The sequence below is a fragment of the Streptomyces sp. NPDC056580 genome, from assembly GCF_042793175.1.
Lineage (GTDB): Bacteria > Actinomycetota > Actinomycetes > Streptomycetales > Streptomycetaceae > Streptomyces.
Genome location: NZ_JBHTVE010000016.1, coordinates 99764 through 114239 on the forward strand (window position 1 = coordinate 99764; position 14476 = coordinate 114239).

Annotated in this window: 12 protein-coding genes, 1 tRNA gene and 1 pseudogene; 4 read left to right on the top strand and 10 right to left on the bottom strand. The window is 72.7% G+C overall.

Going from position 1 to position 14476, the window contains the following annotated elements; translation table 11 throughout:
• Nucleotides 1-19: 19 nt before the first annotated feature.
• The 8 genes and pseudogenes from ACFQ9Z_RS31365 to ACFQ9Z_RS31400 all read right to left on the bottom strand — a co-directional run bounded on the left by ACFQ9Z_RS31365 (nt 20) and on the right by ACFQ9Z_RS31400 (nt 6589).
• Complete coding sequence (locus tag ACFQ9Z_RS31365; protein WP_383026841.1) at nt 20-739, bottom strand: hypothetical protein; 720 nt, start codon at nt 737-739, stop codon at nt 20-22.
• A gap of 136 nt (nt 740-875) precedes the next feature.
• Complete coding sequence (locus ACFQ9Z_RS31370; protein ID WP_383026844.1) at nt 876-1379, bottom strand: hypothetical protein; 504 nt, start codon at nt 1377-1379, stop codon at nt 876-878.
• A gap of 52 nt (nt 1380-1431) precedes the next feature.
• The gene (pth, locus tag ACFQ9Z_RS31375) at nt 1432-2034 is read right to left on the bottom strand and encodes an aminoacyl-tRNA hydrolase (protein ID WP_383026847.1); all 603 of its coding nucleotides are present in this window, start codon (nt 2032-2034) and stop codon (nt 1432-1434) included.
• A gap of 70 nt (nt 2035-2104) precedes the next feature.
• Nucleotides 2105-2704, bottom strand: coding sequence for a 50S ribosomal protein L25/general stress protein Ctc (locus ACFQ9Z_RS31380; protein ID WP_383026850.1), 600 nt, complete (start codon nt 2702-2704; stop codon nt 2105-2107).
• Between the two features lie 208 nt (nt 2705-2912).
• Entirely contained in the window at nt 2913-3893 is a 981-nt protein-coding gene (locus ACFQ9Z_RS31385; RefSeq protein ID WP_383026853.1) for a ribose-phosphate diphosphokinase, read from the bottom strand.
• A 141-nt stretch (nt 3894-4034) separates the two neighbouring features.
• Nucleotides 4035-5483 (bottom strand): bifunctional UDP-N-acetylglucosamine diphosphorylase/glucosamine-1-phosphate N-acetyltransferase GlmU, encoded by a 1449-nt coding sequence (glmU, locus tag ACFQ9Z_RS31390; protein ID WP_383026856.1) that lies wholly within the window; start codon nt 5481-5483, stop codon nt 4035-4037.
• A 131-nt stretch (nt 5484-5614) separates the two neighbouring features.
• Nucleotides 5615-5690 (bottom strand) — tRNA-Gln (locus ACFQ9Z_RS31395).
• 7 nt (nt 5691-5697) lie between these two features.
• A pseudogene (locus ACFQ9Z_RS31400) lies at nt 5698-6589 on the bottom strand (hypothetical protein).
• Between the two features lie 166 nt (nt 6590-6755).
• Between ACFQ9Z_RS31400 and ACFQ9Z_RS31405 the strand changes: the two are divergent.
• On the top strand, nt 6756-8057 hold the full coding sequence (locus ACFQ9Z_RS31405; protein ID WP_383026859.1) for a sensor histidine kinase: 1302 nt from the start codon (nt 6756-6758) through the stop codon (nt 8055-8057).
• Nucleotides 8058-8106: 49 nt separating this feature from the next.
• On the opposite strand, the gene ACFQ9Z_RS31410 is transcribed toward ACFQ9Z_RS31405, so the two are convergent.
• Both ACFQ9Z_RS31410 and ACFQ9Z_RS31415 read right to left on the bottom strand, forming a co-directional pair.
• Complete coding sequence (locus ACFQ9Z_RS31410) at nt 8107-8601, bottom strand: SUKH-3 domain-containing protein (RefSeq protein WP_383026862.1); 495 nt, start codon at nt 8599-8601, stop codon at nt 8107-8109.
• A 79-nt stretch (nt 8602-8680) separates the two neighbouring features.
• Nucleotides 8681-9193 carry a YwqJ-related putative deaminase gene (locus ACFQ9Z_RS31415; protein ID WP_383026865.1) on the bottom strand — a complete coding sequence of 171 codons (513 nt, stop codon included), beginning with the start codon at nt 9191-9193 and terminating at the stop codon, nt 8681-8683.
• Nucleotides 9194-9455: 262 nt separating this feature from the next.
• Here ACFQ9Z_RS31415 and ACFQ9Z_RS31420 point away from each other — a divergent pair, with 262 nt between their 5' ends.
• The 3 genes from ACFQ9Z_RS31420 (at nt 9456) to ACFQ9Z_RS31430 (ending at nt 14449) form a co-directional block, all read left to right on the top strand.
• The gene (locus tag ACFQ9Z_RS31420) at nt 9456-10448 is read left to right on the top strand and encodes an SMI1/KNR4 family protein (RefSeq protein ID WP_383026870.1); all 993 of its coding nucleotides are present in this window, start codon (nt 9456-9458) and stop codon (nt 10446-10448) included.
• 10 nt (nt 10449-10458) lie between these two features.
• On the top strand, nt 10459-13311 hold the full coding sequence (locus tag ACFQ9Z_RS31425) for an SUKH-4 family immunity protein (protein WP_383026873.1): 2853 nt from the start codon (nt 10459-10461) through the stop codon (nt 13309-13311).
• Between the two features lie 202 nt (nt 13312-13513).
• Nucleotides 13514-14449 (top strand): cellulose-binding protein, encoded by a 936-nt coding sequence (locus ACFQ9Z_RS31430; protein WP_383026876.1) that lies wholly within the window; start codon nt 13514-13516, stop codon nt 14447-14449.
• The last annotated feature ends 27 nt before the right edge of the window (nt 14450-14476 follow it).

The following is a 14476-nucleotide window of genomic DNA, read 5'->3' on the forward strand; positions in this document are numbered from 1 at the left end:
CCGTTCGTCCACCGCGGTCTCAGCCGCGCCGCACCCGCCGGGCCACCAGGTAGCCACCCGCGCCGACCAGCGCCGCGGCGGCGGCCGACAGCAGGCCCACCGGGGCGCCGTTGCCCGTCTCCGCCAGGTCGCCGCCGGCGCCCTGGGCGGACGGCGACGAGGACACCACCGCGGACGGCGAGCCGGACACCGCCGCGGACGGCGAGCCCGACGCCGGCGCGCCCGGCACCGAGCCGGACGAGGACGACGGCGAAGCGGCGGACGAGGAGCCCGGCGCCGAAGCGGACGGCGACGCCGGACCGGACGGCGCGCCCGCGCCCCCCTCGGAGCCGGCGCAGTCCGTCCAGAACACCTTGTGCTTGGCCGCGCCCTTCTCGCCCTCGAAGTTCCAGAACAGCTTGTAGTGACCGTCGGGCAGCGACAGGTCCTCCGTACGGCCATGACCGCCGGCGTCCAGCGTGAGCGCACCGGACTTCACCGTCTCGCCCTTCACGGACGCCGTCGGCGCCCAGGCCTCGATGTGCCAGTCGACGCGCTGCACGCCGTCGAAGCCGAAGGCGTCCAGGTAGAACGTGCACACGTGCGGCTCGTTGCGGCGCAGCTCCTCGCCGGTCCGGGCATCGTGGATCTTGACGGTGCCGTTGTCGCCGGGAGCGGTGGCGTGAGCGGCGGTGGGGACGGCGAAGAGCGCCGCCGAGGCGACGGCGGTCAGTACGCCGACGCGAGTGGGGGTGGGCATGGGGCAGTCCATCTACGCGACAGGAACGGGAAGACGTGGAGGGGGCGGTTCAGCTTCCGGCCCGGCTCGGCTCCCGGTCAATCACGAACGGACAACACACAAGGTCCCCACGCATGTGAAGAACGGACCGACGCCGTCACAGCGACACGAACGCCGCCGTCAGCAGCGCCGCCCCCGCCCCCGCCAGCGTCCACGCCACCCGCGTCAGCCGCATACCGCCCGCCACCACCACCGACGCCAGCAGCAGCGCCCCGCCGAACGGCACCCACGCGTACAGCACGCCCGCCGCGCCCGACCGCACCACCTCGGCCGATCCCGGCTTCACCACCACGTCGTACGTCCGCCCCTTGCGCACCGCGACCGTCCGCGCGATCTCCACGCGCGCGCGTGCCCCGGCATCCGCCGGAACCGGCGTGAACGGACCGGTGCACACGTCCCCCGCGCAGTCCGCCACCCGCATCGTGCCCCGCTCGCGTCCCTTGGTCAGCATCACGTGCTGCGCGGTCCCCCAGGAACCCCACACCCCGGCGAACAGGATCAGCGCGGCGACGGCACCCGTCGCCGCGACCCGCCCGAACCGCAGCGCGGTCACGGAGGCCTGGCGGGCAGTGGTGGCTGAGGCAGGCATGGCCGGGATCATTGGCCATACCCATACTCCCGGTCAACTCGCCCGCGGACCAAGACCGGACAAGTCAGGAGTTGTACGTGCTCTGCGCCCGCTCCAGTCCCTCCGTCACCAGGCACTCCACCGCATCGGCCGCCCGGTCCACGAAGTAGTCCAGCTCCTTGCGCTCCGACGACGAGAAGTCCTTCAGCACGAAGTCCGCCACCTGCATCCGCCCCGGCGGCCGGCCGATCCCGAACCGCACCCGGTGGTAGTCCGCGCCCATCGCCTTCGTCATCGACTTCAGCCCGTTGTGCCCGTTGTCCCCGCCGCCCAGCTTCAGCCGCAGCACCCCGTAGTCGATGTCCAGCTCGTCGTGGACCGCCACGATGTTCGCCGCCGGCACCTTGTAGAAGTCCCGCAGCGCGTTCACCGGACCGCCCGACAGGTTCATGTACGACATCGGCTTCGCCAGGATCACCCGGCGGTTCGCCGGCCCCACCGGACCGATCCGCCCCTCCAGCACCTGCGCCTGTGCCTTGCCCGCCCGCTTGAACTTCCCCCCGATCCGCCCGGCGAGCAGGTCCACCACCATGAACCCGACGTTGTGCCGGTTCATCGCGTACTCCGGCCCCGGATTGCCGAGCCCCACGATCAGCCAGGGGGCACCTGCGGGAGTGCTCACGTCCATGTCTCCTTGATACGCGCCAGCCGCCGTCCCCCACGGGGAACAGCGGCTGACGAAACGACGACTACGAGGATCAGGCCTCGGCGACCTCTTCGGCGCCCTCGGTCTCCTCGCCCTCCGCGGCCTCCTCGGCCTGCGCGGCCAGGACCTGCAGGACGACCGCGTCCTCCTCGACGGCCAGGGTCACGCCGGACGGCAGGGCGATGTCCTTGGCGTGGATGGAGGCGCCGGCCTCCAGGCCCTCGACGGAGACGGTGACGGCCTCGGGGATGTGCGTGGCCTCGGCCTCGACCGGCAGCGCGTTCAGCACGTGCTCGAGCAGGTTGCCGCCCGGGGCCAGCTCGCCCTCGGTCTGCACCGGGATCTCGACCGTGACCTTCTCGCCGCGCTTGACCAGCAGCAGATCGACGTGCTCCAGGAAGCCCTTGATCGGATCGCGCTGCACGGACTTCGGGATCGCCAGCTCGTTGGTCTTGCCGTCGATGTCCAGCGAGATCAGGACGTTCGGCGTACGCAGCGCCAGCAGCAGCTCGTGGCCCGGCAGGGTCAGGTGCAGCGGGTCGGAACCGTGGCCGTACAGGACACCCGGAACCTTGTTGTCACGACGGATACGACGGGCGGCACCCTTGCCGAACTCGTTGCGCGTCGCGGCGGTGAGCTTCACCTCGGACATGTTGATCACTCCTCGGAAAACAGAGACGGACGTGGTCACCCGGCCACGAACGGCCTGCTACGAAGAGCGCGTCGATAACGGACCGCCGTACCCCGTCAACAAACGGGAAACGGCCTCCCTCGCCGAGCAACTGCAGCAGTCTACTCGGCAGGGGAGGCCGCACCCAAAAGGATCTTCAGCTAGCCCGCCGCGGCGGACAGCAGAAACCTCACTGCTCGTCGAAGAGGCTGGTCACCGACCCGTCCTCGAACACCTCACGCACCGCACTCGCGATCGTCGGAGCGATCGACAGGACCTTGATCTTGTCCAGGTCGCCGGCCAGCTCACCCGGCGTCGGCAGCGTGTTCGTGAGCACGAACTCGCTCACCCGCGAGTTCTTCAGCCGGTCCGCCGCCGGACCCGACAGCACGCCGTGCGTCGCCGTCACGATGACGTCCTCCGCACCGTGCGCGAACAGCGCGTCCGCCGCCGCGCAGATCGTGCCACCGGTGTCGATCATGTCGTCCACCAGGACGCAGATACGGCCCTTCACATCACCGACGACCTCGTGCACCGTGACCTGGTTCGCCACGTCCTTGTCCCGCCGCTTGTGCACGATCGCCAGCGGCGCGCCCAGCCGGTCGCACCACCGGTCCGCCACCCGCACCCGGCCCGCGTCCGGCGACACCACGGTCAGCTTCTGCCGGTCCACCTTGCCGCCCACGTAGTCCGCCAGCAGCGGCAGCGCGAACAGGTGGTCCACCGGACCGTCGAAGAAGCCCTGGATCTGGTCCGTGTGCAGATCCACGGTCAGGATCCGGTCCGCACCCGCGGTCTTCATCAGATCCGCGATCAGACGCGCCGAGATCGGTTCACGGCCCCGGTGCTTCTTGTCCTGCCGCGCGTAACCGTAGAACGGCACGATCACCGTGATGGACCGGGCCGACGCGCGCTTCAGCGCGTCGATCATGATCAACTGCTCCATGATCCACTTGTTGATCGGCGCCGTGTGGCTCTGGATCAGGAAGCAGTCGGCACCACGCGCCGACTCCTGGTAACGCACATAGATCTCGCCGTTGGCGAAGTCGAAGGCCTTCGTCGGGACAACCCCGATACCCAGCTGGTGGGCGACCTCCTCGGCAAGCTCGGGGTGGGCGCGGCCGGAGAAGAACATCATCTTCTTCTCGCCGGTCGTCTTGATCCCGGTCACAGCACAGTCTCCTCAGAGGTCTCTAAAAGCCAGCCGGCTGCTCAAGCCGCCACTCGGCTGGGCGCGAGAGGCCGAATCAGCTGGTAGGGGTGCGGTTGTCCACTTATCACGGTACGCCGTGTTCGAGGCGCCCGTTTCCCGTCAGTCTTCGTCACGGCCCTGCCGGGACGCCGCCTCGGCCGCCTTCGCGGCCGCGCTCCCCGGACGCTTACGGGCCACCCAACCCTCGATATTCCGCTGCTGACCACGGGCCACGGCCAGCGAACCGGGCGGCACATCCTTGGTGATCACGGACCCGGCGGCGGTGTAGGCACCGTCCCCGACCGTGACAGGAGCCACAAACATGTTGTCCGACCCCGTCTTGCAGTGCGACCCGACGGTCGTGTGGTGCTTGCTCTGGCCGTCGTAGTTCACGAACACGCTCGCCGCACCGATGTTCGAGAAATCACCGATCGTCGCGTCACCGACGTACGACAGGTGCGGAACCTTCGTCCCCTCGCCGATCGACGCGTTCTTCGTCTCCACGTACGTGCCGATCTTGGCCTTCGCGCCCAGACGCGTACCGGGCCGCAGATACGCGTACGGACCCACCGACGCGCCCGCGCCGATCCGCGCGCCGTCCGACACCGTGTTGTCCACCCGCGCCCCCGCACCCACCCGGGTGTCGTTCAGCCGGCTGTTCGGACCCACCTCGGCGCCCTCGCCGATCAGCGTCGTGCCCGACAGCAGCGTGTTCGGATGCACCACCGAGTCCCGCTCGAACGTCACCGTCACGTCCACCCACGTCGACGCCGGATCCACGACCGTCACGCCGTCCAGCATCGCCCGCGTCAGCAGACGGTCGTTCAGGATGCGACGCGCCTCCGCGAGCTGCACCCGGTTGTTGATCCCCGCGATCTCCCGGTGGTCACCGGCGACCGACGCGCCGACCCGGTGCCCCGCCTCACGCAGGATCCCGAGCACGTCCGTCAGGTACTCCTCGCCCTGGCTGTTGTTCGTGCGCACCTTCTTCAGCGCGTCCGCCAGCAGCCGGCCGTCGAACGCGAACACCCCGCTGTTGATCTCACGGATCGACCGCTGGGCCGGCGACGCGTCCTTGTGCTCCACGATCGCCGTCACGGCGCCCGACGCCTCGTCGCGCACGATCCGGCCGTAACCGGTCGCGTCCGGGACCTCCGCGGTGAGGACCGTCACGGCGTTGCCGTCAGCGGCGTGCGTCTCCGCGAGCCGCCGCAGCGTGTCCGTGGTCAGCAGCGGAGTGTCCCCGCACACCACGACCACGGTCCCGTCGACCGGCCCGCCCAGCTCCTCGAGACCCATCCGCACCGCGTGCCCGGTGCCGTTCTGCTGCTCCTGCACGGCCGTGCGGACGCCGGGGTCGACCTCGGCCAGGTGCGCGGTGACCTGCTCACGGGCGTGCCCCACGACGACGACCAGGTTCGACGGGTCCAACTCACGGGCGGCGGCCAGCACATGGCCCACCAGGGAACGGCCGCAGATCTGATGCAGGACCTTCGGTGTGGCCGACTTCATACGGGTGCCCTCACCCGCTGCGAGAACGACGACGGCTGCCGGGCGAATGGCGCTCACGGAGTTGCCCTTCGGCTCTGGATGGGTGGGGGTGACAGCCGCAGGATACCGGGGCGCGTTGTGGCGGATATGAGCGCGGGCCCTGACGGTGCTGTCACCGGTCAGGGCCCGAACCTGGATCGTGTGTGCTGTGGCTCCCCCGCAAGGATTCGAACCTTGTCCTGCTGGTACCAAAAACCAGTGTGCTGCCAGTTACACCACGGGGGACAGCGTCTCAGACCATACCCGAGGAGGGTGGTGGCGTGATCCCGGATACACCCATCACGATGCCTCTCCACCAGCCGTCGATGCGACGGTACAGCTCTGCCCCCTGCAGAACACTGATCACAAGACAGCCCCGGTAGTCCTCGCTCACGTTCTTGCGAACGGTCTTCGGGTTGTGCTTCTTGATGGTCGTCCGCTGGAAGGTGTCGGGTTGGACGCCCGCGAGGTCGGCCCAGAACTGCTTGGCGCCCTCGGCGTCACCTGTTGCGTGAATCATGAGGCGGTACCGGAGCCGCTCTCGCTCCACGCCGAGCAGATCCAGCCAGGCGAGATAGACCCGGATCACCCCCGGATCGCTGTTGACGAATTGCACGCTCTCGCGCCGGGCGTACGGCTTGTCCTTGGCACCCTCGGCCCAGTAGAGAGCGACGCCTGTCAGGAACAGATCCCGTTCGGACAGCTCATCGACCGAGCGGGCCGCGGCCCGCTTCGTCGCTTCACGCTCGCGGTCCACGGCTGCGTATTTGTGTGCCGGTCCGGCACCCATCAGCTCTTGTTGCTCCTCCGGCGTGTAGCGCGGAGCCGGCCTCGGCAGGTCGCGCACCCATAGCGACACCGAGCTCCTGGAGCAGCCCAGTGCCGTCTGGCTCCGGTCGTACGTCCACCCCTGGAGGCGCAGTTCCCGTGCCTTCTCCCGGAGGTCGTCCTTGGCGTTCGGGCGTTTCGTCCATTCCGGGGGCGGTTCGCCCTTCACCAGCCGGTTGAGCATGTCGTTGTTGAAGACCTTCGGCTCGTCCCGGATCTGCCGGAGGCTGTACCCCCTCCCGGCGCAGTGCGACCGCTCGCTTCCGCAACGTCTCGAAGTCGTCGTGCCGGGTGTTCTTGCCGGGGGAATGCGTCATACGCATACCGTCCGGGCGGAATGATCGGCTCCGGAGTCGAACGGGCGGGGTTCAGCTGTTCGAGGGATTCCGGTGGGTTCCGGTGTCGTCCGATTACGGAGTGTGGTGTGTGGAGGTAGGCGAAAGTCACCGGAAATGGCACGGCCGCCGCCCGTAGGCTGGGGGCATGACCACGACGGGGGAAGAGCACGCCAGGGCCCTGACCGGCCCATGGTGGTGGGCCAGGTGGCGCAGTGCGGTGCTCGACGGGAGTCTCGCGCTGGTGTCGGCCGTGGAGTGCGGTGCGGAGGGGATTCCCTTCGCCCGGGACGCGGGCGTCCCGGTGTCGGTGGGCATCGTGTTCGGGCTGGTCGCCGGTTCGGTGCTGCTGGTGCGCAGGAAGTGGCCGATCGCCGTCGTGCTGGTCGCGATCGCGATCACGCCGGCCCAGATGGGCTTCCTGATGGGCATCGTCGGGCTGTACACGCTGGCCGCGTGCGAGCTGCCGCGGCGGATCATCGTGGCGCTGGCGGGGATGTCGCTGGTGGGCACGATGATCGTGACGTTCGTGCGGGTGCGGCAGGACATGGCGCGGGGCGATCTGACCCTGGGTGACTGGTTCGTGCCGTTCGCCTCGATCACGACGTCGCTGGGGCTGACGGCTCCGCCGGTGCTGCTGGGTCTGTACGTGGGTGCGCGGCGCCGGTTGATGGAGAGCCTGCGGGAGCGGGCGGACTCGCTGGAGCGGGAGCTGCAGTTGCTCGCGGAGCGGGCGGAGGAGCGGGCCGAGTGGGCGCGCAACGAGGAGCGGACGCGGATCGCCCGGGAGATGCACGACGTGGTCGCGCACCGGGTGAGTCTGATGGTGGTGCACGCGGCGGCGTTGCAGGCGGTGGCGCGCAAGGATCCGGAGAAGGCGGTGAAGAACGCGGCGCTGGTGGGGGACATGGGGCGGCAGGCGCTGACGGAGCTGCGCGAGATGCTCGGGGTGCTGCGGGCCGGGGAGAGTGCCGGGCGGCGGGCCGCGGCGGTGCCGTTGGCCGCGGTGGGGCTGGCTGCGGCGCGGGCGGCTTCGGGGGCGGTCGAGGAGGAGGGGCCGTCTCTGGAGGAGCTGGAGGAGCTGGTGGGGCAGTCGGCCGCGGCGGGGATGGTGGTCGATCTGTCGGTGGAGGGGGAGGTGCGCTCGTACGCGGCTGAGGTGGAGCAGACGGCGTACCGGGTGGTGCAGGAGGCGCTGACGAACGTGCACAAGCACGCGGCGGGTGCGAAGACGTACGTGCGGCTCGCGCATCGGGGCGGGGAGATCGCGATGCAGGTGGAGAACGGGCCGCCGCCGGAGCCGGGTTCGGCGTCGGCGGCCGGGTTGCCGTCGGGCGGCAACGGCCTGGTGGGGATGCGGGAGCGGGTGCTGGCGCTGGGCGGGGTGTTCGTGTCGGGGCCGACGGACGTGGGGGGTTTCCGGGTGTCGGCGGTGATCCCGGCGGTCTGAGGCGGGGGCCGTGGCGGGGCGGGCGTGCGGAGGCCGGGGTGTTGACGGCTCAGGCCGTGGTGAGGCGGGCGGGTTCGGTGCCTGCTACGAGGGTCGACAGGGCGTGGTCGATGTCGGGGCCGAGGTACCAGTCGCCGGTGTGGTCGAGGGCGTAGACGCGGCCTTCGGCGTCGATGGCGAGGACCGCGGCGGTGGCGGTCTCCTCGCCGAGGGGGCTGACCTCGGTGCCGAGGGCGCGGCCGAGGTCGCCGAGGGTGCGGGCGAGGTGCAGGCCGTGCAGCGGGTCGAGGTGCACGGTGGCCGGGGCGACCTGGCGGCCGGGGCCGGTCGGGGCGATGCGCAGTCCGCCGAATTCGGCCCAGGCTTCCACGGCGGCGGGGGAGACGGTGTGCTGGTGTCCGGCGGGTGAGGTGTGCTCGCGCAGGGTGTCGGCCCAGTACTCCGCCTGCTTTATGTCCCAGCGCCCGGGTTGCCAGCCGGCGGCGCGCAGGGCGGCGTCGACGGGTACGGGGAAGCGGGTGGTGGAGGTGCGGTCGGGGTGCATCTGCCCTTCGATCGTCGTGCGTGCTGTGCGGGTGGTGCGGGTGGTTCTTCGGGTCGTCGTCGTGCGGGGGTGCGGGGGCTCAGTCGTCGGCGGTGGGGTCGACGACGCGGACGCCGAAGTGGGCGCTCAGGGCGGTGCAGGCGCGGCAGGGTGCGGCGAAGCTGCCGTGGAGGGGGTCGCCGTCCTCGCGTATGCGGCGGGTGGTGAGCTTGGCCTGTTTGAGGGCTTTGCGGGCTTCGCCGTTGGTCATGGGCTTGCGGGCGGCGCGTTTGCTGCGGGCGGCGTCGGCGGCGGTGATGTGCCGTGAGATGAGGATGGTCTCGGCGCAGCGGCCGGTGAAGCGGTCGCGCTGGGCGCTGGTGAGGGTGTCGAGGAAGTCCTGTACGAGGGGGTGCAGGGCGGGGGGCTGGTCGCCGCGGGCGGGGGTGCCGGTGAGGATGGTGCCGCGGACGGAGAGGGCGGCGGCGATGGTGGGCAGGATGCCGTCGCGGCGGTGCCGGAGGGCGGGGGCGGGGGCCTGGTGGGTGCCGCTCCAGCCGATGCGTGGGTCGCCGGCGCGCACGTCGGTACCTCCGGTCTGCATCGCGTTCATGTGCGTTTTCCCTCCCCGGGAGTGCCCCGAAGGACACAGAGTGCCAAATGCCCTGGCTGCTGCGGAAGCTGGGGCGGCGCGACACGCCCTGGTCGGGTGGTGTCGTCACGGTGGGGTGACGGCCGGTCACGCTGGCGGGGCCTGGATGTGGAGGGGTGGGGCGGCGGGCCGGTGACCGGTGTGCGCGTACCGCTTAGGCTGTCGGCATCCGCGATCGACACCGCCGTTCAGGCCAGAGAGAACGCCGCAGGGGGCAACCGCCATGACGACAGGTCGGCTCGGGCAGGCCGCGCCGCCGAACGCGGCTTATGCCGGGCAGGTCGTGCACTTCCCGGATCCGGTTCGGGCGGCGCGTCACCCGAGAGGGGTACGGGTCGATGAGCATGGTTACCCGGATTTCTCCGCGTACGCGCGCGCGGCGGCGGAGATCGCCGAGCCGCCGGAGGGTTTCGGGGTCGACGAGCTGCGGCTGACGGACTACGTGTCGGCGAACGCGGCGCTGGCGGCGACGGGGCACGAGTTGTGGGACACGGTGCCGGACGTGGCGACGCCGCACGGCTGGACGTGGCATCACGTGGTGGGTTCGCGGCGGCTGGAGTTGGTGCCGGTCGAGGTGAAGGCGCTGCTGCGGCATCACGGCGGGGTGGCGACGGCCCGGGTGGACCACGGCAAGCGCGGTACGCGGCCGTTGCAGGAGACGCGTCCGGCGCACTTCGGGCTGCCGAAGTCGGGTGTGGCGGTGACGGAGTCGCAGGTGCAGGGCGTGGAGGAGGACCTGGGGTATCGCCTTCCGGGCGCGTACCGCTCGTTCCTGAAGGCCGCGGGTGGCTGTGCGCCGGTGGGCGCGGCGCTGGACGCGGAGTTGGGGCTGCTGCTGGACCAGCCGTTCTTCACGGTGCGGGACGAGGCCGCGGTCAACGACCTGGTGTACGTCAACAAGTGTCTGCGCGACCACCTGACGAAGGACTACCTGGGCGTCGGTTTCGTGCAGGGTGGTCTGCTCGCGGTGAAGGTGCGCGGTGAGCGGGTCGGTTCGGTGTGGTTCTGCGCGTACGACGACGCGCGGGACGTGGACCCGTCGTGGTCGCCCGCCGAGCGGGTGGAGCGGTTGCTGCTGCCGTGCGGGGCGGACTTCGACGTGTTCCTGTCGCGGCTGGCGGGCAATCCGCCGGAGTTGGAGACGGTGGCGAGTCTGATGGTGGACGGCGGTTTCGCGCGTGCCGTTCCGGTGTCTTCCGTGCCGGTGGGGGAGTGAGCTGCGAGCGATGGTGACCTTTGCGCAGGCGCAGGAGCGCGCCGAGGAGTGGATCAACGGTGACGTTCCCGCGTACCAGCATCGCGAGGTGCGGGTGCGGGAGTTCGAGCTGGGCTTCGTGGTGTGGGGCGAGGACCGTGCGGAGGGGCCGCGGTCGGACGCGGGCGGGCAGCGCCTGGTCATCGCGCGGGACAGCGGTGAGGCGACGTTGTGGCCGGCGTTGCCGGTGGGTGAGGTGATCCGCCGGTACGAGGAGGAGTACGGGCGGGTCGACGAGGTGCGGGACGCGGTGCCGGCGCCGGCCGCGGCCCGGGTGGATCTGAACCAGACGTCGTTCCTGCTGAGTCCGCCGGAGTGGTTGCAGGAGGCGGCGGACAAGCTGGGCATTCCGGATCGCCGGTCGGGGGAGTCGTCCGGTGCGGTGGCCGCGGTCGCGGATTCCGGGGCCGGCGCCGCCGGTCCGGGTGCGGCCGGCGGGGCGCTCGCGGAGACGCAGGCGGGGGTGCCGGCCGCGGCGGTGCCGTCGGACGCGGTTCCCGGGGCGCCGGCCGGTGCGGCCGGCGCCGGCGTGGCGGGTGGTCAGGGGAGCGGTGCCGCGTGGCCGGCTCCGGGGTCCGGTGCCACGCCGGGCGCGGGGCTGACGGGTGCGCCCGCCGGTCCGGAGGCGCCCGTAGCGCCGGGGGCGCCCGCGGGGGCCACTCCGTGGGCGGGTACGGACACCAACGCGGATGCCGGTGAGGATCGTTCGGTGCCGTTGCCGGCGACCGTGTTCGCGCCGCCGCTGAGCGAGCCGGGCGGCCACGCGCCGCGGCCGCCGGCGGCCGCCGCGGACGCCAAGACGGCGTTGATGTCGGGGGGCAGTCACCTTCCGCCCACGGCGGTAGCGCCGGCGCTGGGTGCCCAGGACCAGCGGGGCGCGGGAAACGTTCCGCCGGGTGCGCCGGGTCGCGCGCCCGGCGCCCCCGGTGCGCCGGCCGTCGGCGCGGGCGCCGCGCCCGCGCCGCCCGGCGTGCCGCCGTACGGCCCTCCGCAGGCGCCGGCGGCACCGGGTACGCCGCCCCCGCCCGCGGCCGGGCCGGGCGGCACCCCGCCCCCGCCGCCTCCGGGCGCCATGCCTCCGCCGCCCCCCGGCGGCACTCCCGCTCCGCCTCCGTACGGCCGTCCGCAGGCGCCGGACGCGCCGCGGCCGCCGGCCGGCACGGAGCGGCCGCTCGCGCCGAACGCGGGGGACATCGCGGACGCGGCGACGAGCAAGGCCGCGCCGCCGCCGCGCAGGCCGCATGCCGGACTGGGCGCGCCGCCTCCGCCGCCGGGCGCTCCGGGTACGCCGGGCGCACGGCCGGGGAGCACGCCTCCGCCGCCGGGTGCTCCGGGTGCTCCAGGTGCGCCCGCCGGCGGGTACGTGCCGACCCAGCTCGTCTCGGCGCTCGGTCCTGAGGGCCCCGGCGCCGCCCCCGGCGCTCCCCAGCCGCCCGGTGCGCCGGGCGCCGCCGGGGGCACGCCGCCCGGGGACGCCCCGCACGCGGCCACGGTGCTGGCGACCCCCGGCATGCCGATGCCCCCGCCCCCCGGTGCTCCTCAGCCTCCGGGCGCCCCGGGTGTCCCCGGCGCGCCCGCCGCCCCGGGCGCCCCTGGGGCTCCCGGCGGTGGGCGTGGTGCGGTGCACCATGCGGAGACCGTGCTGGCGGCGCCGCCCGTGGGCGGTCCGGGAGCGCCTCCGCCTCCTCCGCCGCCGGCGGCCGGTCCGCCCGGCATGCCGCCGGGCGTCCCGGGTGCGCCGCAGCCGATGCCGCCGGGCGCGATGCCGCCGGGGGCCATGCCGCCCCCGCCGCCGCCCGGTGGTCCGATGCCGGGCCGGCCCGCGGCGTACGGCTATCCGCAGCAGGGGCAGCCGACGGTGGGTCCGGGGTACCAGGCGGTGCTGCGCTACCGGGCGCAGGACGGTTCGGAGCAGCAGCTGATCCGGCGTTCGGCGCCGGGCACGCCGCATCCGGAGTGGCAGATCTTCCACGAGCTGCGGGCGATGAACGTGCCGCCGGACCAGGTGCTGGAGCTGCACACGGAGCTGGAGTCGTGCGAGCTGCCGGGGGCGTACTGCGCGCGGATGATCCGGGAGCAGTGGCCGCAGGCGAGGATCACGAGCATCGCGCCGTACGGCACGGACCACGCGAGCCGGCAGCAGGGCATGCACCAGTTGCTGGCGCACCAGGGCGAGCTGCACCAGGTCGCCGACGGTCCGGCGCGTCCGGCGCCGGTGCGGGCGCCGCTGCCGCCGGTGCAGCCGGCGCCGCCGATCCCGCCGGAGGGGATCGCGCAGGAGCTGGCGGCGGTGTTCGGGCCGGGGGTGTTCCGGTTCGAGCAGCAGGCGGTGTCGCGGCAGGGCGTGCCGCCGATCGTGGCGCACACGCTTGTGGTGGCCGGGCTGCCGGTGGATCTGGGCCCGTTCTTCTGGGCGCAGGCCCAGCCGGGCCGTCCGGTGCCGACGCTGGCGGAGCTGGCGGCGGAGCGCGGGGTGCAGCCGGCGGCGGACGCGGGCTCGTACCTGGTGATGGGCACCGACTTCGGCAAGGCGCTCTGTGTGCAGTACGGGACGGCGAACATCGTGGCCGTTCCGGTGGAGGCCGGGCCGGGCGGGGCGCCGGTGCCGCCGCAGTTCGTGAACACCGGGCTGCCGGAGTTCGCGCGGTGCCTGGCGCTGCTGGGCCGGATGTGGCGGCTCCGGCACGGGCTGAACCAGGAGCAGGCGGGCCGCTGGACGGTGGACTTCCAGGCGCAGCTGGCCGCTCTGGACCCGGCGGCGCTGGGTTCGCCGGAGAGCTGGTGGTCGGTGCTGCTGGAGCAGATGTGGGACGGGCTGCTGTAGCCCGGGCCCGCTGAGTCCCGCTTCTCTCATGCCCTCCACGCGCACGCGTGGGGGGCATGAGTCCTTCTCGCGCGCGGCGACGCGTGCGATCTCGGCCGTGACGTGTCTGCGGAGTGTCGGTTTATGCATACTTACGTCCTGTCTAGCAGGATATGCGCGAAATCATTATGTCGTGTATGTCCGGCGGAGAGGGGCTCCCAGGGTGAGCAGCGCATCGACGACGCCGTACGGGTTCGAGACCGTCCGGGGGCGCGGCTACCGCCCCGACCAGGTCGACGCGTATCTGGAGGCGCTGTCGCTGGACCGGGACGCCGCCTGGGAGCGCGCCGCGCGGCTGACCGTGCTCGCCAAGGACATGGAGGCGGAGGCGGCGCGGCTGCGCGAGGCGGTCGCGGAGCTGGTGCCGCAGACGTACGAGTCGCTCGGGGAGCGGGCGGCGCACCTGTACCAGCTCGTGCTGCGGGAGGCGGCCGAACTGCGCGAGGGGGCGCGGCGGGCGGCACAGGAGGAGATCGCCGAGGCCGAGGCGTACGCCCGGGACGTGCACCAGGCGGCGCGGGAGGCGGCGGACGCGTCGCGTGCGGAGGCCGTGGAGCACGCCCGACGGATCGTCCTCGCCGCGCGGGCGGCGGCCGACGAGCTGCGGATCGGCGCGCGGCGCGGGGTGAAGGAACGGCGCGGGGAGGCGCTCGCCGCGCTGCGCGAGGTGCGCGGGCGCATCGACGGACTGTCCGCCTCGCAGGCCGGGGAGCAGGCGGAGCGGCTGGCCGCGGTGGAGCGCGAGCTGGCCGAGCGGCTGGCCGCGGCGGAGGCCCGGGAGGTGGAGCGGATCGCGGGGGCGCAGGGCAGGGTCGCGGAGGCGGAGCGGGCGCTCGTCGAGGCCGGGGAGGCCGCGCGGCGCTGCGAGGAGCAGGCGCGGGTGCGGGCCGTCGAGATCGTGGACGAGGCGCACACCCAGGCGAAGCGCATCGCCCAGGAGACGGAGCGGGTGCTGCGCGAGCACAGCGAGATGTGGGACGAGGTCCAGACGCAGATGGACTCCGTGCGCAACAGCCTCCTCATCCTGACGGGCAGGGTGGAACTGGAGCAGGGGGTGCCGTCCGGGCCGGGGCTGCGCGAGCCGGAGGACACCCCCTGACGCGGTGGCGGGGGCGCCGCGCCGGGC

Bases quoted from the DNA above. Each gene is read 5' to 3' on its own strand.
- ACFQ9Z_RS31410 (WP_383026862.1), bottom strand. From the start codon at position 8,601: ATGCACCCCGACCGCACCTCCACCACCCGCTTCCCCGTACCCGTCGAC.
- ACFQ9Z_RS31425 (WP_383026873.1), top strand. From the start codon at position 10,459: ATGGTGACCTTTGCGCAGGCGCAGGAGCGCGCCGAGGAGTGGATCAAC.
- ACFQ9Z_RS31415 (WP_383026865.1), bottom strand. From the start codon at position 9,193: ATGAACGCGATGCAGACCGGAGGTACCGACGTGCGCGCCGGCGACCCA.
- ACFQ9Z_RS31370 (WP_383026844.1), bottom strand. From the start codon at position 1,379: ATGATCCCGGCCATGCCTGCCTCAGCCACCACTGCCCGCCAGGCCTCC.
- pth (WP_383026847.1), bottom strand. From the start codon at position 2,034: ATGGACGTGAGCACTCCCGCAGGTGCCCCCTGGCTGATCGTGGGGCTC.
- ACFQ9Z_RS31405 (WP_383026859.1), top strand. From the start codon at position 6,756: ATGACCACGACGGGGGAAGAGCACGCCAGGGCCCTGACCGGCCCATGG.
- ACFQ9Z_RS31380 (WP_383026850.1), bottom strand. From the start codon at position 2,704: ATGTCCGAGGTGAAGCTCACCGCCGCGACGCGCAACGAGTTCGGCAAG.
- ACFQ9Z_RS31420 (WP_383026870.1), top strand. From the start codon at position 9,456: ATGACGACAGGTCGGCTCGGGCAGGCCGCGCCGCCGAACGCGGCTTAT.
- ACFQ9Z_RS31365 (WP_383026841.1), bottom strand. From the start codon at position 739: ATGCCCACCCCCACTCGCGTCGGCGTACTGACCGCCGTCGCCTCGGCG.